This is a genomic window from Xanthobacter wiegelii (genome assembly GCF_043193855.2).
Lineage (GTDB): Bacteria > Pseudomonadota > Alphaproteobacteria > Rhizobiales > Xanthobacteraceae > Xanthobacter > Xanthobacter flavus_A.
This window is the reverse complement of record NZ_CM195529.1, coordinates 4623806-4648780: the sequence shown is the minus strand read 5'-3', so window position 1 is coordinate 4648780 and position 24975 is coordinate 4623806. Positions and strand designations below refer to the sequence as shown.

Below are 24975 nucleotides of genomic sequence, written 5' to 3'. Positions count from 1 at the left end.
GGATGACCCTAGGGTGCGGGCGACTGTGGGCGAAGCATGTCGGAGGGACGCCTTTACATCTTTGCCGGACCCATCATCTCGCTGCTGATCGCCCTCGTGTTCCTGCTGGTCTGGCTGCACGATCGCGAGCGCCGCTGCGGGCTCTATTTCGCGTCCGCCTTCTGCGCCTACGCGCTCGCCGCGCTGATGCAGATCACCGGCCTCCCTCGCGGCGCGGGTCCGAACGCCGTGGTCTCGGCCATCGTCTACACCTTCGCCGTGCTGACGCTGGTGGAGGGCGTGCTGGTGCGGTTCGGCCGCGCCGGATCGGGACGGCTGCTGCTCGTCATCGCCTGCGGCGTCGTCGCACTGGTGTTCTATTTCTTCTATGTCGACCGCGATGTCGTCGCCCGCATCTATGCGCAGAATTTCGGCTACGGCCTGATGTTCGTGATCGCGGCGCTGCAGATCTTCGCCATCCAGCGGCGGCGCCCCATCGACCGCCTGCTGTCCTGGGTCTTCCTCGTTTTCGGCCTGCACTTCTTCGTGCGCACCGTGCTGACCATGCACATCTCCGGCGATCTGTTCGAGATCGACCGCCTGCGCGAGAGCGGCGCCGACCCTTCGGATCTCGCCGCCTTGTTCCGGGCGACGCCGTTCTGGCAGGTGCTGAACTTCAGCCTGCTCATCAGCGGCCTCCTGCTGGCCCTGGCCCTGCTCGCCTCCATCGCGGCGGACGCCATCGACGAGATCCGCCGCGAGGGGCGCATCGATCCCTTGACCGGGCTCGGCACCCACCGCGCCTTCATGGAGCGGGCGGCGGAGATCCTCGCCGATCCCGGCGCCCAGCCGGTGACGCTCGTCGCCTTCGACATGGACCGGTTCAAGGAGATCAACGACGGCTTCGGCCACGGCTCCGGCGACCGGCTGCTCTCCGTCATCGGCGGCCTGATCCTGCAGGAGACCTCGCCCCGCGACGCGACCGCGCGCATGGGCGGGGAGGAGTTCGCCATGCTCCTCGCGCGGACCAACCGGGTCGGCGCCTCGCGGGTCGCCGAGCGGCTGCGCGCGGAGCTGGAGTTCGCCCGCCTCACCGTGCTGCCGCCCCATGCGGTGGTCACCGCCAGCTTCGGCGTGGTCGAACAGCGGGAGGGGGAAGACCTCGACCGGCTGTTGGCGCGCGCCGACGCGCTGGTCGCCATGGCCAAGCAGGAGGGGCGCGGCGCGCTCGCCACTGACGCCCCCTCTGCCGGCGACGCGCCCGAGGTGGACGACCTGAGCCGCACCGCTTGATCTGGATCAACGTGCCGGCCCGGAACGCTGCCTAGCCTTTCCCCTGACCAACACGGGGGAAACCATGCCTGCACAGACCGCCATCTGGCTCGCCGCCATCGTCACCGCCTTCGGCGGCTTCGCCTTTGCCCTCGCCTGGGCCGATCACTACACCGCCGGCAAGCGCTGAGCCCGGCTCCGCTCGCGTTGCGGGTGGGTCGGCGGGTGTTTTAAGCTCCCTTCCGGCAACTGCGCCGGGAGCCTCGCCATGTCCGGATTTTCGACGGGATATTCTCCCGCGTCCCCTCGACGGGGGGCGGGCGTCGTGGCCTGCGGGCTCGCCGCGCTCGGGCTGGTCGTGGCGGCCCCGGCCCACGCCACGGGCACGCTCGATTGCAGCATCGACGATGCCGCCGTCTCCTTCGCGGCGCAGACCGCGTTTTCCCACGGCATGGGCGGCAGCTTCAACAATTTCCGCGCCGTGCTGGAGGTGAAGCCGGCCGGCAAGGGCGCGCCACCGTTCGAAAAGCTGGAGCTGGATGGCGAGGCGCTTGTCCACCACTGGTTCCACGGCAGCGAGGTGCGCCTTCACCTCTATCACGAGCTGCCCGACCCCAAGGCCGGCTCGGCCGAGCTGGTGATCGAGACCAAGGGCAAAGGCAAGGAAGCGGAGAGCTTCGCCGGCCGCTATGTCCTCACCCTCACCGCCATCGATGCGGCCGGGACGGAAAAAACCCGCACGCTGAAGGGACGGGCCACATGCTCCGCCGGCTGATGATGGGCCTCGTCCTCGCCGGCGCGATGGTCTCGCCACTCTCGGCCGCCGGCCCGGAGACGCTGCCGCCCTTCGCCTGCACCGGGCCGTTCGCCGCCGACACCGACGAGGCGGCGCTGATCCGCCAGTTCGGCCGCGCCAACGTGGTGTTCCGCACCGTGCCAGCCGCCGAGGGCGAGATGGTGAAAGCCACCGTGCTGTTTCCGCAGGACCGGTCGCGCCGGGTCGAGATCATCTGGCTGGATGAGAAGAAGCGGCGGCGGCCAGGCGATGTGCTGGTCTACGATCCCGGCCCGTGGCGCACGCCCGAGGGCATAGGCATCGGCGCGACCCTCGCCGAGGTGGAGCGGGCGAACGGCAAGCCCTTCACCCTCTCCGGCTTCGGCTGGGACTATGGCGGCTCGGTGCTGGACTTCGAAGGCGGCCGTCTCGCCCCGAATAAGCTCGCCAATGGCAACGGCTGCCGCCTGCTGCTCCGGTTCTCGCCGCCCGGCGCCTATGAGGGCGACGTGGACGGCGACCGGGAGTTCCGCTCCGACGACGCGGCCATGCGGGCGGCAAAGCCCGTCGTCTACCAGATGGTGCTGTCTTACGGCGGCGAATGAGCGACTTCACGCCCGCCCTGTGCTAAAGGGGCGGCATGTCGCCCCCCGCCCCACCCCGTCCCGACCGGCCCGCCGACGCGGCGACCGCGCCGTTCTGGCGGACGAAGACCCTCGCCACCATGACGGTCGAGGAATGGGAGAGCCTGTGCGACGGCTGCGGCCGCTGCTGCCTCGTGAAGCTCGAGGACGAGGACACGGGCGCCGTCGCCTACACCGACGTGGCGTGCCGCCTGTTCGACGCCGGCTCCTGCCGCTGCGCCGATTATCCCAACCGCTCTCAGATCGTGGAAGATTGCGTGCGGCTCACCCCCGAGGCGGTGGAGAGCATCGGCTGGCTGCCGCCCACCTGCGCCTACCGGCTGGTGCGCGAGGGCAAGGATCTGCCGTTCTGGCATCCCCTGGTGTCGGGCACGCCGGACACCGTGGTCAGCGCCGGCATTTCGGTGAAGGGCCGGGTGGCGGGGCTGGAAAGCGAGTTCGGGCTGTTCGAGCTGGTGGACCACATCGTCAACTGGCCGGCCCGCTGGCCGCGCGGCGCCAAAGGGCGCCAGCAGGGGAGCGAGGCCCCCGCGAAGCGCGCCCGCGCGCGGGTCAAGCCGCGACTGTCCGAAACGGGCGCCTGAACGGGCCTATTCCGCCGCCGCGCCGGTCTTCTTCTTGCGGGCGTCCGCCGGTGCGGGCTCGATGAGGCTGCGGCATTCCTCGGCGGTGAGCGGCTCGCCGAACACCACGCCCTGCCCGTATTCGCAGCCGAAGCGGGTCATCTCGGCGGCTTCCGTTTCCTTCTCCAGCCCCTCGGCCATCACGTCCATGCCGAGGTCGTGGGCAAGGTCGATCATGGCGCCGACGATCACCGGCCGGGCGGCGCGGGATGGGCCCTTGGCCACCGAGCGCACGAAGCGCGGGTCGATCTTCACGCTGTCGAAGGGGAAGCGCTGGAGATAGGCGAGGGAGGAATAGCCGGTGCCGAAATCGTCGAGGCACAGGCCGGCGCCCAGCTCGCGCATGCGGCCCAGCACCACGGCGGCATATTCCGGGTTTTCCATCACCAGGCTTTCGGTGACTTCCAGCTTCAGCGAGCCGGGCGCCACCGTGTTGCGGGCCAGCACCGATTTCAGATCCTGGATCAGATCGTGCCGCAGCAGCTGCCGTGACGAGACGTTGACGTGCATGAACAGCGGCGGGTCCACCCGCAGCAGGCGCTGCCACTGGCCGAGCTGGCGCGCCGCGCGGTCGAGCACGAACAGGCCGAGGTCGAGGATGAGCCCGGTCTCCTCGGCGAGCAGGATGAATTCGGAGGCGGCGAGCTCGCCGAGGCGCGGGTGGTTCCAGCGCATATAGGCCTCGAAGCCGCCGATGGCCCGGTCGCCGAGGCGGACGATGGGCTGGTAGCGGACCGAGATCTGCTCCTTCTCCAGCGCCTCGCGCAGCTCCTGCTCCAGCACCACGCGGTCGATCTTCTGCTGGCGCATGGCCGGGCGGAACACCTCGATGCGGTCGCCGCCGATGCGCTTGGCGTAATACATGGCCAATTCAGCGTCTTTGAGCACCTCGTCGCGCTTCACCTGGTCCGGGCCGGACAGGACGAGGCCGATGGAGGCGGTGACGAACACCTCCCGGTCGGCGAAGGCGATGGGCGCGCGCAGCGAGCGGCGCAGGGTGTCGGCGAAGGTCGTGATGCGCTCGGCGTCGCGCTCGGACATCAGGATGATGCCGAACTGGTCGCCGGAGATGCGGGCCAGCGTGTCCTGCGGCTTCAAGAGGCGCGTCATGCGGCGGGCGACGGTGAGGAGGATCGAGTCCGCCACGGCCATGCCGACCTGCACGTTGAGCAGCTTGAAGCGGTCGAGGTCGATCACCATCACCGTCGGCTTCACCTTGTCGTCGAGCCGGGCGGTGACGAGGGCCTGGTGCAGGCGGTCGAGGAACAGCTCGCGGTTGGGCAGGCCGGTAAGGTTGTCGCGCACCGCGTCGTGCAGCAGGCGCTCGGCGGCGATGCGCTCGCCGGTCACGTCGGTGAGGGTGCCGATGCAGCGCACCACCTCGCCGTCCGCGCCCACCACCGGGCGCGCCTTCAGGTTGAAGGTGAGATAGTGGCCGTCGATGGCGCGCAGGCGGAAATCCTGGTCGATGCGGCCGCGGCGCTGGTCGATGATGCCGTCCAGCGTGGCGCGGAAGCGGTCGCGGTCGGCGGGGTGCAGCACCTCCAGCCAGCCGGCGGCCTCGGTCTCCAGCGAATGGCGCTTCAGGCCCAGCGCCTCCTCGGCCTCGGGGGAGGTGTAGATGCGGTCGGTGTCCACATCCCAGTCCCACACGATGAGGCCGGAGCCGGCCAGCGCCAGCGCGCGGCGCTCCAGCTCCGAGGTCGAGCCCTGGATGCCGCCGATGCCGGCGAAGGCGTGCTGCATCACCGTGAAGCCGATGAGCATGACGATGAGCACGAGGCCGCCCGAGAGCGCCGGCGCGGCGAGATCGTTGGTGACGAAGCCGGCCACGGTGAGGCCCGCCATCATCACCCACACCACCAGCAGCGACCAGGTGGGGATGATGAGCACCGCGCGGTCGAAGCCGTGCTGCGACAGCCAGATCACCACGCCGAAGCCGGCCACCGCCACCGCCAGCAGCGAGAGGCGGGCGATGCCCGCCGCCACCGGCGCATCCAGCAGCGCCACCACCACGAGGGCGGCGAGGAACACCAGCCAGCCGGCGGCGACGTGGACGTAGCGCACGTGCCAGCGGTTGAGGTTGAGGTAGGCGAACAGGAACACGAGCAGCGTCGCGGTCAGGATCGCCTCGCCCGCCGCCCGCCAGAACTGCTCGGCGATGGGGGAGAGGCCGAACACCTTCGACCAGAAGGCGAAGTCGAGGCCGATATAGCCAAGCACCGCCCAGGCCAGCGCCGCAGCCGCCGGGAACATCACCGAGCCCTTCACCACGAACAGGATGGTGAGAAACAGCGCGAGCAGGCCGGCGATGCCGATGACGATGCCGTGGTAGAGGGTGAAGGCGTTCACCCGGTCCTTGTAGGCGTCGGGCTCCCACAGCTGCAGCTGGGGCAGGCCCGCCGAGCCGAGTTCCACCACGAAGGTGACGGTGGAACCGGGATCGAGCGTGATGAGGAAGACATCCGCATCCGGCGCCGACTGCCGCTCCGGCTTGAAGCCCTGGCTGGGCGTGAGGGAGATGATGCGGCGGTTGCCGAGGTCCGGCCAGAACAGGCCGGAGCCGGACATGCGGTAATGCGGCGCGACGATGAGGCGGTCCACCTGCTCGTCGGTGTTGTTGGTGAGGGCGAAGGCGATCCAGTCGCCATGGCTGCGCCCGTCGGAGGTCGGCACCTCGATGCGGCGCACGACGCCCTCGGCATCGGGCGCGGTGGAGATCTGGAAGCGGCCGTCCTCGGTGGTCTGGCGCTCGACGGCCGGCAGCAGGTCCACCACCTTGGCATCGAGCCGGAGCGCGATCGCTTCCATCGCCTGGGCGCTGCCGGTGAGCGCGCAGAGCATGAGGAGGAGCGCCACGGGCAGAGCGAGGACGCCGGCGAGAAACGACCGCAAATTCAGGTCTCCGCATCCGGCATCGAACCGGACCGATCAGCCTTGGAACATGCCCGAAGCCGGATGCGCCGCGCAGGGGTGGCGCGCGACACGGCGACGGACGCTGGTTTCACCTTGGGGCCATCAGGATGGGAAAACGCCACCACGCATCACGAACATAACTTAAGGTCAACCGCGCCGGCTCGTTGCGAAGAGGCCGCGCCACGGTCCACACCCTGAATCATCTATCCAAGCGTTGCGGCCGGAGCAAGGCGCACGCGCGCCCTGGCATCGTTCCAGACGGGCCGAAAGGGGCTCCCGGAACGACAATGCGCGCCCTTTGGGGGGCGCGCATCGAAGATCGGGAGATTTTCGCTCAGAAGAAGCGGCGGGCGGCGTCGCGGTCCTCGGCGAGGGGCGCGGGCTCGCGCGAGAGGCGGGCGGCCTCCTCGCGGCGCACATATTCGGAGAACGGGTCGAGGGCGGCTTCCACCGCTTCCTCGGCCTGGGCCGAAACCACTTCCAGCGGCTGCTGCACGGGGCGGGCGACGGGAGCCACGGGCGCGGCCTCCACCGGCACGGCGCGGTCGGAATCGGTGGTGCGGCTGGCCTTGGCGTCGAGCCACGGCAGCGGATAGGGCGAGGCGATGAAGGCCACGCCGTCTTCCTGCTCCCAGGCGATCATGTGCACGGCCTCTTCGGCCGGCATGCCGGGGAGTGAGAACATCTGCGGGATTTCCCGCGCGGAACCGCTCCAGCCGATGGTGTGGGCCAGCTGGAAGGCTTCGTCGAGGAAGGCGGTGACCGCCGCGAGGCGGTCGGCGCGGAGCGACTGGGTGAAGTCCACATCCAGAAGACGGCGCAGATACGCCTCCACGCTGTCGCCGGCCGCCCACTGGGAGCCGGAGGCGAACTGGTAAACATAGACGCGCGGATTAGCCATCACGCAGCTCCGAATAATCTCTACTGGGCGCCCCTCATATCAAAGGAGCCCAGGAAACACAAAAGTGCGTCCAAAGAGCATGCGCCCTGCCGGTTGAGCGGCAACTAGGCCGGCGCTCGATTCTCCTTGCGGGAGGAGGTACGCACTGGCGGCGGAGGTCCGTTCCATCTGAGCGGATCGCGGACCATCGTGCGGCCGGCATGGTTAATTCTTCGTTTCCGTGCGGCGGACGCAAGGTCATTCCCGCCGTCCGGCGATGTTGTAGAAAGGAGGCCATGCAAATGCCTCCCCCTCCCGGCACCGATCCCAGAAGCCACGGCCTGTGGGCCATGACCGCCCCGCCCGCGCCCGAGACCGCGCCGCTGAGTGGCGAGGCGCGCGCCGATATCGCCGTGGTGGGCGCCGGCTATACCGGGCTTTCCGCCGCGCTGCGGCTGGCCGAGGCGGGCGCAAGGGTGGTGGTGCTGGAGGCCGCCGGCATCGGCTCCGGCGGGGCGGGGCGCAATGTGGGGCTGGTGAACGCCGGGCTCTGGGTGATGCCCGACGACATCGTGGCCACCCTCGGCGCCGAGAAGGGGGAGGGGCTGCTCGCGCTCCTCGGCGGGGCGCCGGCGGAGGTGTTCGCCCTCGTCGCCCGCCACGCCATCGCCTGCGAGGCGACGCCCGCGGGCACGCTGCATTGCGCCGTCGGCCGGGCCGGGCAGGCCGAGATCGAAGCCCGCGCCGCCCAGTGGCAGGCGCGCGGTGCGCCGGTGCGCCTCCTGGATGCGGACGCGGCCCGCGTCGCGATCGGCGGTGGCACCTATCGCGGTGCCCTGCTGGACGAACGGGCCGGCACCATCCAGCCCCTTGCCTATGCCCGGGGACTTGCCCGCGCGGCGATGGCGGCCGGGGCGGTCCTCCATACGGCGAGCCCCGTGGGGGCGGCGGAGGAGACGGCCGGCGGCTGGCTGCTGCGCACCGATGGCGGCACGCTCGCGGCGGACCGGATCATCGTCGCCACCGACGCCTACAGCTTCGGGCCGTGGGAGCGCCTCGCCCGCGAGCAGGTGCCGCTGCCCTATTTCAATTTCGCCACCCCGCCGGTGCCCGAGCGTCTGCGCACGCGCATCCTGCCCGGCCGGGAGGGCATCTGGGACACGCGGCAGGTGCTCACCTCGCTCCGCTACGACGCGGCCGGGCGGCTGGTGTTCGGCAGCATCGGCGCGCTCGGCGCTCTGGCGGGGGTGCATGAGGCCTTTTCCCGGCGCGCGCTGGCGCGGCTCTTTCCGGAGCTGCCGCCGGCGCCGTTCGAGGCCGCCTGGTACGGCACCATCGGCATGACGGACGATGCCTTGCCGCGCTTCCGCCGGCTGGCGCGAAATGTGGTGTCCATCAGTGGATACAACGGCCGGGGCATCGGTCCGGGCACGGTGTTCGGCCGGCTGCTGGCGGATGTGGTGCTCGGGCGGTCGCGCGCGGAGGACGTGCCGCTGCCGGAGCGGGAGGTTGCCGTCCCCCGGTGGCGGGCCGCGCAGGCGGCCTTCTATGCGGCGGGATCGGCCGCCGCGCATCTGGTGGGGGAGCGGGGAATGGGGTGAGGCGCCGTTCCCTTCTCCCCTTGCGGGAGAAGGTGGATCGCGGCGGAGCCGCGAGACGGATGAGGGGTGTGGTGCCTTTTGGCGGCCGTGGCGAGGCGGTCAGGACCGCCCCCTCACCCCCAGCCCCCTCAGTTCCGCAGGCCCGGCGCTTCCTGGCCGGTGCGGGCGACGTATTCGGTGTAGCCGCCATTGTATTGGTGGATGCCGTCCTGCGTCAGCTCCAGCACGCGGTTGGAGAGGGCGGCCAGAAAATGCCGGTCGTGGGAGACGAAGAGCATGGTCCCCTCGTAATCGGCCAGCGCCGCCACCAGCATCTCCTTGGTGGTGATGTCGAGATGGTTGGTGGGCTCGTCCAGCACCAGGAAATTCGGCGGGTCGAACAGCATCTTGGCCATCACGAGCCGCGCCTTCTCGCCGCCGGAGAGCACCCGGCAGCGCTTTTCCGCGTCGTCGCCGGAGAAGCCGAAGCAGCCGGCCAGCGTGCGCAGGGCGCCCTGTCCGGCCTGGGGGAAGGCGTCTTCCAGCGTCTCGAACACGGTGCGCTCGCCCTCCAGCAGGTCCATGGCGTGCTGGGCGAAATAGCCCATCTTCACGCTGGCGCCCACGTTGACCGTGCCGTCGTCCGGCTCTGTGGAACCGGCGATGAGCTTGAGCAAGGTGGACTTTCCGGCGCCGTTGACGCCCATCACGCACCAGCGCTCGCGGCGGCGGATGTGGAAGTCCAGCCCCTCATAGATGACCTTGCTGCCATAGCGCTTGTGGACGCCCTTGAGGCTCGCCACGTCCTCGCCGGAGCGGGGCGCGGGGGCGAATTCGAAGGCCACCGCCTCGCGCCGGCGGGGCGGCTCCACCCGGTCGATCTTGTCCAGCTTCTTCACCCGGCTCTGGACCTGCGCGGCATGGGAGGCGCGGGCCTTGAAGCGCTCGATGAAGGCGATCTCCTTGGCCAGCATGGCCTGCTGGCGCTCGTATTGCGCCTGCTGCTGCTTCTCGTTCATCGCCCGCTGTCCGGCGTAGAACTCATAGTCGCCGGAATAGGAGTTGAGGCTGCCGGTGTCGATCTCGACGATCTTGTTGACGATGCGGTTCATGAAGGCGCGGTCGTGCGACGTCATCATCAGCGCGCCGTCGAAGCCCTTCAGGAAGCTTTCCAGCCAGATGAGGCTCTCGATGTCGAGATGGTTGGAGGGCTCGTCGAGCAGCATCACGTCCGGGCGCATGAGGAGGATGCGGGCGAGGGCCACGCGCATCTTCCAGCCGCCGGAGAGCTTGCCCACGTCGCCGTCCATCATCTCCTGGGAGAAGCCGAGGCCGGCGAGAACCTCCGCCGCGCGGCCCTCCAGCGCGTAGCCGCCCAGCTCCTCGAAGCGGGCCTGCACCTCGCCGTAGCGCTCGACGAGCGCATCCATCTCGTCCATGCGTTCGGGATCGCCCAGCGCCGCCTCGATCTCCTTCAGCTCCGCCGCGACGGTGCTCACCGGCCCGGCGCCGTCCATCACCTCGGCGAGGGCGGAGCGGCCCGCCATCTCGCCCACGTCCTGGCTGAAATAGCCGATGGTGATGCCGCGATCGGCCGAGACCTGCCCCTCGTCCGGCGTCTCCTGCCCGGTCATCATACGGAACAGCGTGGTCTTGCCGGCGCCGTTGGGGCCGACGAGACCCACCTTCTCCCCCTTCAGCAGCGCGGCGGACGCCTCGATGAAGACGAGCTGCCGGCCGTTCTGCTTGCTGATGTTGTCGAGGCGGATCATGGGACAGGGGCACCCGTAGAATTGGAGGTCGTGCGCGTGGCGCGCTTTCCCGGGGGCTTAATCCATCCTGTTGCGGTGCGAAAGGGGCGCCTCGCTCAGGCGGCGCGATAGGCGCGCAGATAGTGCGCCTCGAACATCCGCTTCACATGGTGCAGCGGGCCGAGCCGGGGCAAGGCGAAGTTGCGCCGCGCGTCGCGGAACACCAGCATGCCCGCGTCCAGCGTATCGACGATGCAGACGAGTTCGGGCCGGAAGGTCTCCCGCTCCGGCCGGCCGGCGAGGGCGGCGACGATGTTGCGGGCGGCGGCGCGGGCCTGGAGATCGGCCTGGTGGGCCTGCTTCGGCATCCAGTCCGGACCGGGGAAGGAGCCCGCGTCGCCGGCCACATACACATCGTCGAGACCATGGACGGCGCAGGTGGCGTCGGCGGCGATGAAGCCGCCGGGCGAGAGCGGCAGGCAGCTCTTCGCCAGCCATGCCGGCCCGGTGAGGCCGGGCATGAACAGGATGAGGTCGGCGGGAATCTCGCCGCCCTCCGTCACCACCTTGTCGGGGGCGAAGCTGAGCGGCTTGTGGCCGAGATGGGTCCTGATGCCGCGCCGCTCCATCTCCTTCAGCAGCCCGCCCACCGCCTTGGCGCCGAGCCGCTGACCGGGCTGGGTGGAGGCGTTGAAGAAGACAAGATCCACCGCCTCCCGCCGGCCCTGCCGGCGCAGCAGCGTGTCGAGGCCGAACAGGAACTCGAACATGGGGCCGCCGCGCACCGCGGACGGTTCCTGCGGGTTGGCGCCGAACCCCACCGCGATGGTGCCGCGTTCGAGGGCGGCGATGCGCTGGCGCAGGGCGTCCGCGACGGCGATGCCCTCGCACGGGATGAACGCGTGCTCGATGCCCGGCAGCTTGCGGATGTAGCGCCCGCCGGTGGCGATGAGCAGCATGTCGTTCTCGATGACGCCGCCGCTGGTGTGGACGCGCCGTCCGCCGTCCGTCACCTGCTCCACCGTCGCGGCCACGTGCCGCACGTTGTGGCGGGCGAAGAAGCCCGCGAGGGGGATGGTGAGGTCCTCCGCCCGCCGCAGCCCGGCCGGCACCCAGATGAGGCTCGGCAGATAGGTGAGCATGGGTGCGGGCGACACCACCGTGATGTCGGCGCAGACGCGCTTGCGGCGCAGCTCGCGCACCGCGGTCAGCGCCGCGAAGCCCGAACCCAGGATGACGATGCGCGGGAGGGCCATCGCGTTACTCCGCCGGTTCGAGATGGGCGCGGGCGGCCTTCGCGGGCGCTGCGGGTCCGAAATCGCCGTCCACGTCCGCGCCGAGATCGGCGCGCCACGGCCGCCACACCTCCAGCGCCACAAGGATCAGCACCAGCACCACGGCCAGCCCGACCGCGAGCACCGGATAGGAGAGGCCGGTGAGATCCATGAAGGTGATCTTGCCCGGCCCGGAGGCCATCAGGACCGGCTTCAGCACCGGCTCGGCATAGCCGAAGGCGGTGGCGCCGGCGAGGCCGCCGAGGAGCGTGAACAAAGCGTCGCGATAGCCGACGCCCACCTGGGCGAGGACGGTGCCCGGGCAGGCGCCGGCCAGCGCTATGCCGGCACCGAGCATCAGCCCGCCCACCACATCGGCGGCATAGAAGGTGGCCTTGGGCGCGAGCTTCACCAGGCCGAAGCCGTGGAGCGCGGCGATCACCACCGCGCCGGTGGCGACGGCGGTGAGGAAGACCTTGAGCATGATGAAATTGCGGAGCTGCATCTGCCCCACGATCATGCCCGGCTCGAACACGCGGGCCTTTTCGAGAGCGACGCCGAACACCGTGCCCATGAGCAGGCCGATGACGATGGATTGGACGAGAGACATGGCGGTTCTCCTTGCCGGGGTTCGGCGTCAGATGCGGCGCAGCAGGAGGAGGGCGGTGGCGATGCCGCCGGCGAACATGGCGGCGACGGCGACCGTCGAGGAGACGGCGAGCTGCGCCATGCCGGAAAGGCCATGGCCGGAGGTGCAGCCATCGGCGATGCGGGCGCCGAACAGCATCACGAAGCCGGCGCCGAACGCCACCGCATAGCGCACGCCGGGGTTCGATGTGCCGAGCGCCCGCGACCAGATGGGGGAGATTGGCTTGCGACGGGCGCCGGAGATGCGCATGGACAGAAAGGCGCCGATGGCCACGCCGACGACCAGCGCTACCTGCCACCAGTTCTTGCCGGTGGCGGCGATGTGCTTCGCCACATAGTCGATCTGCGCCACACCCGGATCGATCCAGGCCGCCACGATGCCGCCGATGGTGACGTAGGACGAGGAGGCACCGAGCGCCGTCTCGATGAGCAGGAAGGCCGGCACCTGCAGAAGGCCGATGAGAATGCCGGCCACGTAGGGCGACCACGCCTTGGCTTTCAGGGAACAGGCGAAGCCTGAACCGGACCCGGCGCGCTGCGCGATTTCGCTCATGGGTTTCCTCCGTGACGGGGCGCCGCGTCCCGCGCGGCCAAATCCCTTGACATTCAAAAAAATGAAATTCTAATTCTTGAATGTCAAGAGGCGCGGCGGGCGGTCAACAGATCCCGAGCGCGCCCCGCGTCCATCGGCAGCACCGGCGGGCGCACAATGGGAGGTAGCAATGTCGCGGATCGTCATCCTGGGCGCCGGGCTCGGCGGCGTCATCATGGCCTATGAGATGAAGGAGAAGGTGGGGTCGAAGCACGAGGTGGTGGTGGTGAACAAGGGCACCACCTATACCTTCGTGCCCTCCAATCCGTGGGTCGCCGTCGGCTGGCGCAAGCCGGAGGAGATCACGGTGGACCTCACCAAGGTCTTCCAGTCGCGCGGCATCCGCCTCATGCCCATGGGCGCGAAACGGCTCGATCCGAAAAACAGCGTCATCGAGCTGAACGACGGCGAGACGCTCGAATACGATTACCTCGTCATCGCCACCGGCCCCGACCTCGCCTTCGACGAGGTGGAGGGGCTCGGCCCCGCTGGCCATACCCATTCCGTCTGCCTCACCGACCATGCCGCCCACGCGCGCACCGCCTTCGATGCGCTGGTGCGTTCACCCGGGCCGATCGTGGTCGGCGCGGCGGCGGGCGCCTCCTGCTACGGGCCGGCCTACGAATTCGCCTTCATCCTCGATGCCGCCTTGCGCAAGGCCAAGGTCCGCGACCAGGTGCCCATGACCTTCGTGACGCCCGAGCCCTATGTTGGCCATCTCGGCCTCGATGGTGTGGGCGACACCAAGGGCCTGCTGGAAAGCGCGCTGCGCGAGAAGCACATCAAATGGATCACCAATGCCCGCGTCGCCCGCGTGGAGGCCGGCCGGATGAGCGTGGAGGAGGTGAACGAGGACGCAAGCCCGAAGGCCACCCACGATTTGCCCTTCGCCTTCTCCATGATCCTGCCCGCCTTCCGTGGCGTGCCGGCGGTGTCCGGCCACGAGGGCCTGTCCAATCCCCGCGGCTTCGTCATCGTGGACCGGCACCAGCAGAACCCGGCCTATCCCAACATCTTCGCCATCGGCGTGTGCGTCGCCATCCCGCCCATGGGCAAGACGCCGCTGCCGGTGGGCGTGCCCAAGACCGGCTTCATGATCGAATCCATGGTCACGGCCACCGCCGCCAACATCGCCGCGCTGCTCGCCGGGGAAAAGCCGCGGGCGGTGGCGACGTGGAACGCGGTGTGCCTCGCCGATTTCGGCGACGGCGGCATCGCCTTCATCGCCCAGCCGCAGATCCCGCCGCGCAACGTCAACTGGTCGTCGCAAGGCGCCTGGGTGCATACCGCGAAGGTCGGCTTCGAGCGCTACTTCCTGCACAAGGTGCGGCAGGGCGTGAGCGAGACCTTCTATGAAAATGCCGCCCTGAGCCTGCTCGGCATCAAGAAGCTCAAGGAAGTCCGTATGGAGGAGGCGGGGCCGGTGTGAGCCTAAAGCCCATGAGATCACTCATGGGCCTTAGGCCAAGCCCGCGCGGCGCTTGAGCGCCAACCCACCCGGCACCGTTCAAGGAACGGGCCGAGGGAGTGACCCGTCCCCGCCTTACGGCACCAGCATCCGCACGATGGCCTCGGCGGCGGCCTCCGGGTCCATGGCGGTGGTGTCCACGCGCAGCTCGGGGGCGGCGGGGGCCTCGTAGGGGCTGTCGATGCCGGTGAAGTTCTTGAGCTGGCCGGCGCGGGCCTTCTTGTAGAGGCCCTTCACGTCGCGCCGCTCGGCCTCGGCCAGCGGCGTGTCGATGAAGACCTCGAAGAACTCGCCCGGCTGCATCATGCCGCGCACCATGTCGCGCTCGGCGCGGAACGGGCTGATGAAGGCGGTGATGACGATGAGGCCGGCATCCGTCATCAGCTTCGCCACCTCGCCCACGCGGCGGATGTTCTCCACCCGGTCGGCGGCGGTGAAGCCGAGGTCCTTGTTGAGGCCGTGGCGCACATTGTCGCCGTCCAAGAGGAAGGTGTGCCGGTTCATCCGGGCGAGCTTCTTCTCCACCAGATTGGCGATGGTGGACTTGCCCGCGCCGGAAAGGCCCGTGAGCCAGACCACGGCCGGCTTCTGGTTCTTCAGCGCCGAATGGTGCTCGCGGGAGATGTCGGTGGCCTGCCAGTGGACGTTGTCCGACCGTCTGAGCGCGAAGTGGATCATGCCCGCGCCGACGGTGGCGTTGGTCATCTTGTCGATGAGGATGAAGCCGCCCAGCTCGCGGTTCTCGGCATAGGGCTCGAACGGGATGCGCCGGTCGGTGGCGATGTTGCAGGCGCCGATGGCGTTCAGCTCCAGCGTCTTCGCCGCCAGGTGATCCATGTTGTTGACGTTCACCTGGTACTTGGGCTCGGTGATGGTGGCGGACACCGTCTGGGTGCCGAGCTTCAGCCAGTAGGGGCGGCCGGGCAGCATGGGCTGCTCGTCCATCCACACGATCACCGCCTCGAACTGGTCCGCCGCCTGCACGGGGGCCTCCGCCGCCGCGATCACGTCGCCACGCGAGCAGTCGATCTCGTCGGCGAGGCACAAAGTGACGGACTGACCGGCCAGGGCCTGTTGAAGGTCGCCGTCCAGCGTGACGATGCGCGACACCGTGCTGGTCTTGCCCGAGGGCAGCACGCGGATGGCATCGCCCGGCTTCACCGTGCCGGAGGAGATGAGGCCGGCGAAGCCGCGGAAGTCGAGATTGGGCCGGTTCACCCACTGCACGGCCATGCGGAACGGCTTAGCCGCATCATGGGCGGCGTCGATCTCCACGCTCTCCAGATGCGCCATCAGCGTCGGGCCAGCATGCCACGGCGTGTTGGGGGAGAGGGTGGTGATGTTGTCGCCCTTGAAGCCGGAGATGGGCAAGGCGACGAAATCGGTGATGCCGATGGAGCTGGCGAAGGCGCGGTAGTCGGCGACGATCTTCTCGAAGACTTCGCGGTTGTAGCCCACGAGGTCCATCTTGTTCACGGCCAGCACGATGTTGCGGATGCCGATGAGGTGGGCGAGGTAGGAGTGGCGCCGCGTCTGGGTCAGCACGCCCTTGCGCGCGTCCACGAGGATCACCGCGAGGTCGGCGGTGGAGGCGCCCGTCACCATGTTGCGGGTGTACTGCTCGTGGCCGGGGGTGTCGGCGACGATGAATTTCCGCTTCTCGGTGGCGAAGAAGCGATAGGCCACATCGATGGTGATGCCCTGCTCGCGCTCGGCGGCGAGGCCGTCCACCAGCAGCGCGAAATCCAGCTCCTGCCCCTGCGTGCCGACCTTCTTCGAGTCGGCCTCCAGCGCGGCCAGCTGATCCTCGAAGATCATCTTGGAATCGTAGAGCAGCCGCCCGATGAGCGTGGATTTGCCGTCGTCCACGCTGCCGCAGGTGATGAAGCGCAGCATGGTCTTGTGCTGGTGCACGTCGAGATACTTGTCGATGTCCTCGGCGATGAGGGCGTCGGTCTTGTAGACGGGGTCGAGGGGCGCGCTCATCAGAAATACCCCTCCTGCTTCTTCTTCTCCATGCCGGCGCCGCCGGCGTCCTTGTCGATGGCGCGGCCCTGGCGCTCGGACGTGGTGGTGAGCAGCATTTCCTGGATCACCTGCGGCAGGGTGTCGGCCGTGCTCTCCACCGCGCCGGTGAGCGGGTAGCAGCCGAGCGTGCGAAAGCGCACGGAGCGCATCTGCGGCTGTTCGCCGGGGCGCAGGGGGAAGCGCTCGTCATCCACCATCAGGATCAGGCCGTCGCGCTCCACCGTGGGGCGCGGGGCGGCGAAATAGAGCGGCACGATGCGGATGCCTTCGAGGTGGATGTATTGCCAGATGTCCAGCTCGGTCCAGTTGGAGATGGGGAAGACGCGCATGCTCTCCCCCTTGTTCTTGCGGGCGTTGTAGAGGTGCCAGAGTTCCGGCCGCTGGTTCTTCGGGTCCCAGCGGTGGTTCTGCGAGCGGAAGGAGAAGACGCGCTCCTTGGCGCGGCTCTTCTCCTCGTCGCGGCGGGCGCCGCCGAAGGCCGCGTCGAAGCCCCATTTGTCCAGCGCCTGCTTCAGGCCTTCCGTCTTCCACATGTCGGTGTGGAGCGGGCCGTGGTCGAACGGGTTGATGGCCTTTTCCAGCGCTTCCGGGTTCTGGTGCACCAGAAGGTCCATGCCGGCCTCGCGCGCGGCCAGGTCGCGCAGTTCGTACATGGCGCGGAACTTCCAGGTGGTGTCCACGTGGAGCAGCGGGAAGGGCGGCGGGGAGGGAAAGAAGGCCTTCTTGGCAAGATGCAGCATCACCGCCGAATCCTTGCCGACCGAATAGAGCATCACCGGGCGCTCGGCCTCGGCGACGACCTCGCGCATGATGTGGATGCTCTCCGCCTCGAGGCGCTGGAGATGGGTCAGGCTCATCGGTTCTTCGCTCTTCGGTCCCAACACGACGCACAGGGCGGCACCGCGCACCGCCCTATTCCGCATCTGTGAGATGTGGATATCTTATTTCTACTCCACATTCCGACAAAAGGCGAGCCGCCCGCGCGGGCGCAGGTCGGCGCGCGCGGAGGCGACGCGCCGCAGCCGGCCGGGCCGGCATCTGCGGGGCATTATCAGTGTGTGATGGGGGAAGGGGAACTGCGGACGGTTTAAGGGGGCGGAAATTCCGTCCGCAGTTCCATTCCCGTCGGTCTCGTTGCGGCGAGACCGACGGAGTAGCGGACAGTCGGCCTGAAGTCCGACTGCGCTATGGGATCACATTATCCGACTGTGCCGTGAAAAACAAACTGACCAGACGGTTTGTTGAAGAATGATTCCTCTCATAAGATGACGTTGACATGCCGCCCGTTCGCACGGGCCCGGATGCGGTCGCTCAGCGGGAGGGAAGCTGCCGGGACTTGCGCCCATCTCCGGGAGCATTCAGCCAGCGGCTTTCGTCGAGCAGGTGCTCGAACATCCGCTCGCGGGCGTCTGCGCTGAGCGGGCAGAGCCCCAGAATGGTGGAAAGGGCGAGTCCCTGAGCCGAATAGAGGCGGCTGAGGGCCTGCTCCGGGTCCGCCGCCTGCTCGCGGATGAGCGCAAGGGACTGCTGCTCGCGCTCCTGCAGCGGGTTGAGGAAGGTCGGATCCTCGGCGACCGCGGCGAGGATGGCGGAGGTGATGGAATTGGCTCCCTTCATCACCTCGCGATAGGCGGCGATCTGCGCGGCCAGGGCCGGCTCGGCATAGTCCGCCCCATGCGCCTCCCGGAACGCCTGGGCGAAGCTGTCGTAATGGTCCGCCTGCTGCTCCAGCAGCGCCGCGAGCACGGCCCGCTTGGTGGGAAACTGGTGCAGCAGCCCGCCCTTGCTGACGCCGCTCTCCCGGGCGATGGCATCGAGGGTCAGGCGGCCGGCGCCGTCGCGGGCGATGATGGCGAGCGCCGCCGCGATGACGGCGGACTTCGTGCGCTCCGAACGCGTGGCGTTATCCATGCCTCAGGCTGCCGCCCCTGTCGTGGCGCGAAAATACATCGCCACAACAGGACATACCGTCGATGCCGCCGGCGAGACAAGTCATTCCGACACCACCGCAAACAGGCCGTGGCCCGTTGTCTAGCGCCCGCCCATCACATATTCGCCGCGCTCGTGCACGGTGTTGGCGCGTCCCACCAGCAGGGTCTCCAGCGGGCCGATGCGCTTCTGGTCCTTGTCCTTGTAGGGCAGGGAATGCAGCACATAGCGCATGGCATTGATGCGGGCGCGCTTCTTGTCGTCGGACTTGATGACCGTCCAGGGCGAGTCCGCCGTGTCGGTGTGGAAGAACATGGCTTCCTTGGCGCGGGTGTAGTCGTCCCACTTGTCCAGCGAGGCGAGATCGACGGGCGAGAGCTTCCACTGCTTCAGCGGATGCACCTTGCGTTCCTTGAAGCGGCGGCGCTGCTCGTCGCGGCTCACCGAGAACCAGAACTTGATGAGGTGGATGCCGCTGCGCACGAGGTTGCGCTCGAACTCCGGCGCCTGCCGCAGGAACTCGCGATATTCGTCATCCGAGCAGAAGCCCATCACCCGTTCGACGCCGGCCCGGTTGTACCAGCTGCGATCGAACATCACGATCTCGCCGGTGGTGGGCAGGTGCTCCACATAGCGCTGGAAATACCACTGGCCGCGCTCCACCTCGCTCGGCTTTTCCAGCGCCACCACCCGCGCGCCGCGGGGGTTGAGGTGCTCCATGAAGCGCTTGATGGCGCCGCCCTTGCCGGCCGCGTCGCGCCCCTCGAACAGGATGATGACCCGCTGGCGGCTTTCCTTCACCCACGACTGAAGCTTCAGAAGCTCGGTCTGGAGGATGAATTTCTGCTGCTCGTAGTCGCGCCGCAGCATCTTGTATTTGAAGGGATAGCCGCCGGTGCGCCAGTCGTCGGAGAGTTCGTCGCTGGTCACGCGCGGCTGGCCGGCCGGGGTGCCCGCGGGTTTGGGCAGGCCGAGCGATTTGCGCAGCCGCACGGCGTCGTCCGGCGCGGCGCCCGCGAGAATGGCGGCGATGCCGGCCTTCACCTCGTCCACGCCCGCCGACGCGGCAGGCTGGGGCTCTTCGAGGGAGGCGGAGAGGGCGGCGACGGCGGACAGCTCCGCCTCCTGCGCCGCCATCTGGCGCTCCTCGGCCAGCGAGCGCTCCATCTCGGCGGGAATGGCGTCGGCGCCGGTCACGGGCGAGAGGTCGTCAATGCTGGCCATGCTGGGCTCCTTGGGCGCTGGAGGCGCGCGCCATCCGCGGCTGAAAAACCGCGTCAAAACATGAGCCTTAGCCGGCTGAAGAGCGTTGATTGAGATCAAGGAGCGGGGGAGGTAGGGGGCGGCGTGGGAGCGTCCCGGAGGCATGCGGCGCCGGCGGGTCCGGCACAATCCTATCCGTTTGTCATCGCCCGGCTTGTCCGGGCGATCCACCGAGCCGCGTGAGCTATGACCGAAAGATCGACACGGCCCAACCGTGGATCGCCCGGACAAGCCGGGCGATGACGCTGCGTGGGAGCCCTGCTCTGGACCCCGGATCAGCGCTGCGGCTGCGCCGTCGCTTGTCCGGGGAACGGGGCGCCCCTCATCCCCTCACTTCGGGGCGAACTGCCCGTAGAGGTGCTTCACCACTTCGGTGGCGGCGTCCTCGGCGGTCTGGCCGGGATAATTGGCCACCACCTCCACCGAGAGGTCGCTCGCCGGCTCCACCAGGATCTTGGCGAAGTTCATGCTGTTGGACCCGTTGTGGGTGAGCACAGGCGTCTTCGTCCAGTCGAGCTTCACCACGCCCCAGCCGAAGGCATAGTCGCCGGCGGAGGGGGTGCCGGGGGGCGGGTTCTTGAAGGGCGGGGTGGTGACGTGGGGCTTGTGGATGACGGCCAGCGTCTCCGGCGAGACGATCTTGGGGCCGCGCTTGCCCTGGCCGGCGTTCCAGTCGCCCCAGCGGGCGAAGTCCAGCACCGACATGTGGCCGATGCCGGCCGGGCCGATCACGGGCGGAATGTCCGCCGAGGGGCCCCAGGCCATGGCCGTGGGGGTGCCCTTGTCGTCCAGCATGTGGCCGATGGCGGCGTCATACTTGCCGAAGGTCGCCTGCGGGCCGAAGCCGGCGCTCTTCAGGCCGAGCGGCGCATAGATGCGCTCCTCCACCAGGCGCTCCCACGGCTTGCCGGAGACCTCCTCCAGCATGGCGCCGGCGAAGGTGTAGCCGAGGTTGGAATACTGAAACGGCGAGCCGGTCTTGGGCACCTCCGGCGCGTGCGTCTTCCACCGCTCCAGCGCGTCGAGGCGCAGGGCCGTGGGGGTTTTCTCGAAGCCCACCGCATTGAAATAGATGGCGATGGTGTCCGCATTGTCGGAGGGGATGCCGCTGGTGTGGGACAGGAGCTGCTCCAGCGTCACCGCCGCGAGCTTCGGGTTCATGTCCTTCACCCTGCCGCCCAGCACCTCGCCGAGGGTGCTCGACCACTTGATCCTGCCTTCCTCCACCAGCGTCCCCGCGACGGTGGCGGTGAAGGCCTTGGTGTCGGAGCCGAGGTGGAAGCGGTCTTCCACCGTCACAGGGATATCGATGCCGATGGCCCGCTTGCCCGCCGCGCCCGAGGCGACGATCTCGCCCGATCGGGTCACGGCGGCGGCCAGCGCCGGCAATCCGTATTTGGCGCGCACGCCTTCAAGATAGCTGTCGAGGTTTTCCGCCGCCCGGACAGGTGCGGCGCAGGCGAGCGCGGCGGCGAAAGCGAGCGCGGCGGGGAAAGCGAGCGCCGGAAGCCCCAGCGCGAGCCGGCCCAACGGGTGAGAGAAGACCGATCCCGACCGCCCGATACCCATGCCCGTTTCCCCCGTGGTGCCCCACCGTCGAAGCGGCCAAGCGTTGCCGTATCAACGCAGGCGGAGCCCCCTTTTGGCAAGGGGGCCATTGGGCGGGAGGGGAAAGGTCGGGCCGCTCGATCAGGCCTTGTATTCGTAGAGCAGCCGGGCGCGGATGGTGCCTTCGAGCGCCCGGATGTCGGCGAGGATGGCCTGGCTGTCCACCGCCGAGGCGTCCGCGTCGAGCACCACATAGCCGATGTCGGCATTGGTCTCGTAATATTGGGCGGCGATGTTGACCGCGTGGCGGGCCAGCACCTCGTTGAGGCGGCCGAGCATGCCCGGCAGGTTGCGCTGCACCTGGATGAAACGGGTGCCGGTGGGGCGCGCCGGCAACTGCACCTGCGGGAAGTTCACCGCGCCCATGGTGGAGCCGGTGTCCGAATAATCGAGCAGCTTGCGCGCCACCTCGGCGCCGATGCGCTCCTGCGCCTCCTCGGTGGAGCCGCCGATGTGCGGGGTGAGGATGACGTTGGGCAGGCCCTGCAGCGGAGAGACGAACTTCTGGCCGTTGGCGCTGGGCTCCACGGGGAACACGTCCACCGCCGCACCGCGCAGGCGACCTTCCTTCAGCGCGTCGGCGAGGGCGTCGAGGTCCACCACCGTGCCGCGGCTGTTGTTGATGAGATAGGCGCCCTTCTTCATGGCGGCGATCTCGGCGCGGCCGATCATCCCGTGGGTGGCGGGGGTCTCGGGCACGTGCAGGCTCACCACGTCGCTCTGGGAGAGCACGTCGGCCATGGTCGCCACCGGCTCGGTGTTGCCGTGGCGGAGCTTGTCGGTGTGATCGTAATAGATCACCCGCATGCCCATCGCCTCGGCGAGGTTGGAGAGCTGCGAGCCGATATTGCCGTAGCCGATGATGCCGAGCGTCTTGCCGCGCACCTCGTGGCTGTCGGTGGCCGACTTGTCCCACAGCCCTTCGTGGGCGGCGGCGGAGCGGTTGGGGATGCGGCGCAGCAGCATCACGATCTCGCCGATCACCAGCTCCGCCACGCTGCGGGTGTTGGAGAAGGGCGCGTTGAACACCGGGATGCCGGCGATGCGGGTGGCGTCGATGTCCACCTGGTTGGTCCCGACGCTGAAGCAGCCGATGGCGATGAGCCGGTCGGCCGCCTCCAGCACGTCGGCGGTGATCTGGGTGCGCGAGCGGATGCCGAGCAGATAGACGCCCTTCAGCGCCTCCTTCAGCGCCTCCCCGTCCAGCGCCTTGGGCAGGCGGGTCAGGTTGGTGTAGCCGGCGGCGAGCATCATCTCGACGGCGCTGTCGTTGACGCCTTCGAGGAGCAGCACCTTGATTTTGTCGCGGGACAGGGAAAGCTGGGGGGCGTTTTGGGTCACGGGGCGCGACGTCCTTCGGCGATCAGCAGGCGAACCCGCGCGGACATGAGCTGCCGCACATGAGGCTCGGCTTGAAATGGCGGTTGCCGGGCGGCGGTCGCGGCCCGGCGGCGGCGCGAAAGTAGCGATTTTGCCGCCCCAGTCCAGAGATCGCGCGCCTTTGCCGCGGCTGGGGCTTGACGATGGGGAAGTGGCGGGGCGGCTCGGCCAGCCTCGCAGGACCGTCATCGCCCGGCTCGTCGGAAGCCGGCGGCAGCCGACTTCCGTGCGCAAGACGGAACCCGGCAGCAGCCGGGTTCCGGGCGAACCACGGAACGGCAAGGCCGGCTCTCCCCGCTCCAAAACCGCACGGGCGACGGGGTGGATGCCCCGGATGAACCGGGGCATGACGGCGGTGAGGGAAGAGGATCGCCCCCTCAATCCTCGCGCGAGGAGGGGTGGAAGCGGTCGGTCACCGCCAGCACGCCATAGGCGGCGACGAAGATGATGTTGGCGACCACCAGCCACTTCACCTGCGTCTCGCTCACGTCCGTCTCCAGCCGCATCAGCGCCTTGAGGAGCGTGATGCCGGTGATGGCCATGAGCGAGGCGAACAGCTTCAGCTTCAGTCCCGAGAAGGAGATGCGCGTCATCCAGACCGGCGAGGAGGGGGTATCGGCGCGGTCGATCTTCTCGACGAAGTTCTCGTAGCCCGAGGAGATCACCACCACCAGCAGCCCGCCCACCAGGGCAAGGTCGATGAGGGTGAGGATGCCCATGATGACGTGCGTCTCGTTCATGCTCGGCAGGGCGATGGCGAAGCGCACGAGTTCCAGAATGAAGGCGACGACGAGCAAGGCGAGCGCCACCGAGAGCCCCGCGAACAGCGGCACCATGGCCCAGCGGCTCAGCGTCACCAGCCGTACGATCGCCTTGCGCATCGCTTCGTCCCCTCCCGCTCAGAAGCTGCCGGCGAGCGTGCCGAGCCCGATCACCACGGCCAGCGCGATGAGGGCGCCCACCACGGCGGCCATCACGATGTCGAGGTAGCCTTCCTTGTGGGTCACGCCGCACACGGAGAGCAGCGTCACCACCGCGCCGTTGTGGGGCAGGCTGTCCAGCGTGCCGGAGCCGATGACGGCGACACGGTGCATGAGGGACGGGTCCATGCCGATCTGCGCGGCGATCTTCATGTAGGTCGGCCCCAGCGCGTCGAGGGCGATGGTGAGGCCGCCGGAGGCCGAGCCGGTCAGTGCCGCGAGGATGTTGGTGGCCACCGCCAGCGACACCAGCGGCCCGCCACCGATGCCGAGCACCCAGTCCCGCACGTCCGCGAAGGCGGGCAGCGCCGCGACGATGGCGCCGAAGCCCACGAGGCTCGCCACCGAGAGGATGGGCAGCACCGAGGCGTTGGCGCCCGCCGTCATGGTGGCGCGCAGCTCCGGCACGGTGGTGAAGTTGATGATGATGCAGGTGACGATGGCCGCCGCCAGCGCCACGATCACCGACCACACGCCGCCCACCGCCGACAGCGTGACGCCGCCCCACTGCGGATCGGCGAGGAAGCTCACATCCATGCGCGGCAGCACCACGAAGGACATGAGGAGGTTGACGACGATCACCACCACGATGGGCAGCGCCGCCAGGAGGATGGGCGGGGCGCGGGGGGATTCGTCGCTGGAATGGATCTCGGACGGGTCGAACGGGCCGGCCGTGGAGGCCCGCTCGCGCACGATGGGGTCGTCCGCCGCGAGGTCCGCGCTTTCGTCCGGCGCCGCGATGAGCGAGCCGAAGCCCTCGCCGGCGGCGCGGGCGGCATTCTCCCGCCGCTTCAGCCACCACATGCCGAAGCCCAGCATGATGAGCGAGGCGATGATGCCGAGCCCCGGCGCCGCGAACGGCGTGGTGCCGAAGAAGGGCATGGGGATGGCGTTCTGGATGGAGGGGGTGCCGGGCATGGCCGACATGGTGAAGGTGGAGGTGCCGAGCGCGATGGCCGCCGGCATCAGCCGCCGCGGCACGCCGGCCGCGCGGAACAAAGCGACGCCCATGGGGGCCAGCACGAAGAAGGCGACGAACAGCGACACACCGCCATAGGTGACGATGGCGCCTGCCAGCACCACCGCGAGAATGGCGCGGCTGGGGCCGAGCTTTTCCGTCATGTAGTTGGCGATGGAGGTGACCGAGCCGGAATCCTCCATCAGCTTGCCGAACACCGCGCCGAGCAGGAAAAGCGGGAAGAATTGCGCGACGAAATCCGCCGCGTTGCGCATGAAGGTCTGTGTCCAGCTCGCCAGCAGCGGCTCGCCCGAGAAGGCGGCCGCGATCAGCCCCGCGATGGGCGCGAGGATGAGGATGGAGGAGCCGCGGAAGGCGAGGAAGATGAGGACGGCGAGGCCGACCAGGATGCCGATGAGACCCATTC

At 68.8% G+C, this 24975-nt stretch carries 20 protein-coding genes; 6 read left to right on the top strand and 14 right to left on the bottom strand.

Features of this window, described 5'->3' with window-relative positions:
* The first annotated feature begins 36 nt into the window (after positions 1-36).
* From V5F63_RS21705 to V5F63_RS21690, 4 genes are all read left to right on the top strand, one after another.
* Positions 37-1272: a GGDEF domain-containing protein gene (locus V5F63_RS21705; protein ID WP_394101120.1), complete on the top strand. Its 1236-nt coding sequence runs from the start codon at positions 37-39 to the stop codon at positions 1270-1272.
* 247 nt (positions 1273-1519) lie between these two features.
* Entirely contained in the window at positions 1520-2026 is a 507-nt protein-coding gene (locus V5F63_RS21700; protein WP_394101121.1) for a hypothetical protein, read from the top strand.
* A complete protein-coding gene (locus V5F63_RS21695; RefSeq protein ID WP_394101122.1) occupies positions 2011-2631 on the top strand; it encodes a hypothetical protein in 621 nt (206 codons plus the stop codon). Before V5F63_RS21700 ends, V5F63_RS21695 begins: the two co-directional genes overlap by 16 nt.
* Before the next feature lie 35 nt (positions 2632-2666).
* Positions 2667-3254 (top strand): YcgN family cysteine cluster protein, encoded by a 588-nt coding sequence (locus tag V5F63_RS21690; RefSeq protein WP_394101123.1) that lies wholly within the window; start codon positions 2667-2669, stop codon positions 3252-3254.
* 6 nt (positions 3255-3260) lie between these two features.
* On the opposite strand, the gene V5F63_RS21685 is transcribed toward V5F63_RS21690, so the two are convergent.
* Both V5F63_RS21685 and V5F63_RS21680 read right to left on the bottom strand, forming a co-directional pair.
* On the bottom strand, positions 3261-6137 hold the full coding sequence (locus V5F63_RS21685; RefSeq protein WP_394101205.1) for an EAL domain-containing protein: 2877 nt from the start codon (positions 6135-6137) through the stop codon (positions 3261-3263).
* A gap of 406 nt (positions 6138-6543) precedes the next feature.
* Positions 6544-7110, bottom strand: a complete 567-nt coding sequence (locus V5F63_RS21680; protein WP_394101124.1) for a hypothetical protein — start codon at positions 7108-7110, stop codon at positions 6544-6546.
* A gap of 281 nt (positions 7111-7391) precedes the next feature.
* Between V5F63_RS21680 and V5F63_RS21675 the strand changes: the two genes are divergently transcribed.
* Positions 7392-8690, top strand: a complete 1299-nt coding sequence (locus tag V5F63_RS21675) for an NAD(P)/FAD-dependent oxidoreductase (protein ID WP_394101125.1) — start codon at positions 7392-7394, stop codon at positions 8688-8690.
* Between the two features lie 128 nt (positions 8691-8818).
* Here the strand turns inward: V5F63_RS21675 and V5F63_RS21670 are convergent, their stop codons facing one another.
* The 4 genes from V5F63_RS21670 to V5F63_RS21655 form a co-directional block, all read right to left on the bottom strand.
* Positions 8819-10441, bottom strand: a complete 1623-nt coding sequence (locus tag V5F63_RS21670; protein ID WP_394101126.1) for an ABC-F family ATP-binding cassette domain-containing protein — start codon at positions 10439-10441, stop codon at positions 8819-8821.
* A gap of 95 nt (positions 10442-10536) precedes the next feature.
* Positions 10537-11676: an NAD(P)/FAD-dependent oxidoreductase gene (locus tag V5F63_RS21665; RefSeq protein WP_394101127.1), complete on the bottom strand. Its 1140-nt coding sequence runs from the start codon at positions 11674-11676 to the stop codon at positions 10537-10539.
* A gap of 4 nt (positions 11677-11680) precedes the next feature.
* Positions 11681-12304: a YeeE/YedE thiosulfate transporter family protein gene (locus V5F63_RS21660; RefSeq protein ID WP_394028806.1), complete on the bottom strand. Its 624-nt coding sequence runs from the start codon at positions 12302-12304 to the stop codon at positions 11681-11683.
* Between the two features lie 27 nt (positions 12305-12331).
* Positions 12332-12895: a YeeE/YedE thiosulfate transporter family protein gene (locus V5F63_RS21655; protein WP_394028805.1), complete on the bottom strand. Its 564-nt coding sequence runs from the start codon at positions 12893-12895 to the stop codon at positions 12332-12334.
* A 169-nt stretch (positions 12896-13064) separates the two neighbouring features.
* Between V5F63_RS21655 and V5F63_RS21650 the strand changes: the two genes are divergently transcribed.
* Positions 13065-14363 carry an NAD(P)/FAD-dependent oxidoreductase gene (locus tag V5F63_RS21650; RefSeq protein ID WP_394101128.1) on the top strand — a complete coding sequence of 433 codons (1299 nt, stop codon included), beginning with the start codon at positions 13065-13067 and terminating at the stop codon, positions 14361-14363.
* 114 nt (positions 14364-14477) lie between these two features.
* Here V5F63_RS21650 and cysN read toward each other — a convergent pair whose 3' ends face one another.
* From cysN to V5F63_RS21610, 8 genes are all read right to left on the bottom strand, one after another.
* Entirely contained in the window at positions 14478-16388 is a 1911-nt protein-coding gene (cysN, locus tag V5F63_RS21645) for a sulfate adenylyltransferase subunit CysN (protein ID WP_394101129.1), read from the bottom strand.
* Positions 16388-17287 (bottom strand): sulfate adenylyltransferase subunit CysD, encoded by a 900-nt coding sequence (gene cysD, locus V5F63_RS21640; protein WP_394101130.1) that lies wholly within the window; start codon positions 17285-17287, stop codon positions 16388-16390. The genes cysN and cysD overlap by 1 nt, the downstream gene beginning before the upstream one ends.
* A 454-nt stretch (positions 17288-17741) precedes the next feature.
* Entirely contained in the window at positions 17742-18341 is a 600-nt protein-coding gene (locus V5F63_RS21635) for a TetR/AcrR family transcriptional regulator (protein WP_209485574.1), read from the bottom strand.
* A 120-nt stretch (positions 18342-18461) separates the two neighbouring features.
* The gene (ppk2, locus tag V5F63_RS21630; RefSeq protein ID WP_445328717.1) at positions 18462-19526 is read right to left on the bottom strand and encodes a polyphosphate kinase 2; all 1065 of its coding nucleotides are present in this window, start codon (positions 19524-19526) and stop codon (positions 18462-18464) included.
* A gap of 426 nt (positions 19527-19952) precedes the next feature.
* Complete coding sequence (locus tag V5F63_RS21625; protein WP_394101131.1) at positions 19953-21191, bottom strand: serine hydrolase domain-containing protein; 1239 nt, start codon at positions 21189-21191, stop codon at positions 19953-19955.
* Between the two features lie 120 nt (positions 21192-21311).
* Positions 21312-22571: a phosphoglycerate dehydrogenase gene (gene serA, locus V5F63_RS21620; RefSeq protein ID WP_348634261.1), complete on the bottom strand. Its 1260-nt coding sequence runs from the start codon at positions 22569-22571 to the stop codon at positions 21312-21314.
* 416 nt (positions 22572-22987) lie between these two features.
* On the bottom strand, positions 22988-23491 hold the full coding sequence (locus V5F63_RS21615; protein ID WP_209485566.1) for a YqhA family protein: 504 nt from the start codon (positions 23489-23491) through the stop codon (positions 22988-22990).
* 18 nt (positions 23492-23509) lie between these two features.
* Entirely contained in the window at positions 23510-24973 is a 1464-nt protein-coding gene (locus V5F63_RS21610) for a GntP family permease (protein WP_209485564.1), read from the bottom strand.
* Between the last annotated feature and the right edge of the window lie 2 nt (positions 24974-24975).

What these genes read in the sequence shown, in the direction of transcription:
- V5F63_RS21705 (WP_394101120.1), top strand. Translation starts at nt 37, where the DNA reads ATGTCGGAGGGACGCCTTTACATCTTTGCCGGACCCATCATCTCGCTG.
- V5F63_RS21700 (WP_394101121.1), top strand. Translation starts at nt 1,520, where the DNA reads ATGTCCGGATTTTCGACGGGATATTCTCCCGCGTCCCCTCGACGGGGG.
- V5F63_RS21695 (WP_394101122.1), top strand. Translation starts at nt 2,011, where the DNA reads ATGCTCCGCCGGCTGATGATGGGCCTCGTCCTCGCCGGCGCGATGGTC.
- V5F63_RS21690 (WP_394101123.1), top strand. Translation starts at nt 2,667, where the DNA reads ATGTCGCCCCCCGCCCCACCCCGTCCCGACCGGCCCGCCGACGCGGCG.
- V5F63_RS21685 (WP_394101205.1), bottom strand. Translation starts at nt 6,137, where the DNA reads ATGCTCTGCGCGCTCACCGGCAGCGCCCAGGCGATGGAAGCGATCGCG.
- V5F63_RS21680 (WP_394101124.1), bottom strand. Translation starts at nt 7,110, where the DNA reads ATGGCTAATCCGCGCGTCTATGTTTACCAGTTCGCCTCCGGCTCCCAG.
- V5F63_RS21675 (WP_394101125.1), top strand. Translation starts at nt 7,392, where the DNA reads ATGCCTCCCCCTCCCGGCACCGATCCCAGAAGCCACGGCCTGTGGGCC.
- V5F63_RS21670 (WP_394101126.1), bottom strand. Translation starts at nt 10,441, where the DNA reads ATGATCCGCCTCGACAACATCAGCAAGCAGAACGGCCGGCAGCTCGTC.
- V5F63_RS21665 (WP_394101127.1), bottom strand. Translation starts at nt 11,676, where the DNA reads ATGGCCCTCCCGCGCATCGTCATCCTGGGTTCGGGCTTCGCGGCGCTG.
- V5F63_RS21660 (WP_394028806.1), bottom strand. Translation starts at nt 12,304, where the DNA reads ATGTCTCTCGTCCAATCCATCGTCATCGGCCTGCTCATGGGCACGGTG.
- V5F63_RS21655 (WP_394028805.1), bottom strand. Translation starts at nt 12,895, where the DNA reads ATGAGCGAAATCGCGCAGCGCGCCGGGTCCGGTTCAGGCTTCGCCTGT.
- V5F63_RS21650 (WP_394101128.1), top strand. Translation starts at nt 13,065, where the DNA reads ATGTCGCGGATCGTCATCCTGGGCGCCGGGCTCGGCGGCGTCATCATG.
- cysN (WP_394101129.1), bottom strand. Translation starts at nt 16,388, where the DNA reads ATGAGCGCGCCCCTCGACCCCGTCTACAAGACCGACGCCCTCATCGCC.
- cysD (WP_394101130.1), bottom strand. Translation starts at nt 17,287, where the DNA reads ATGAGCCTGACCCATCTCCAGCGCCTCGAGGCGGAGAGCATCCACATC.
- V5F63_RS21635 (WP_209485574.1), bottom strand. Translation starts at nt 18,341, where the DNA reads ATGGATAACGCCACGCGTTCGGAGCGCACGAAGTCCGCCGTCATCGCG.
- ppk2 (WP_445328717.1), bottom strand. Translation starts at nt 19,526, where the DNA reads ATGGAGCGCTCGCTGGCCGAGGAGCGCCAGATGGCGGCGCAGGAGGCG.
- V5F63_RS21625 (WP_394101131.1), bottom strand. Translation starts at nt 21,191, where the DNA reads ATGGGTATCGGGCGGTCGGGATCGGTCTTCTCTCACCCGTTGGGCCGG.
- V5F63_RS21615 (WP_209485566.1), bottom strand. Translation starts at nt 23,491, where the DNA reads ATGCGCAAGGCGATCGTACGGCTGGTGACGCTGAGCCGCTGGGCCATG.
- V5F63_RS21610 (WP_209485564.1), bottom strand. Translation starts at nt 24,973, where the DNA reads ATGGGTCTCATCGGCATCCTGGTCGGCCTCGCCGTCCTCATCTTCCTC.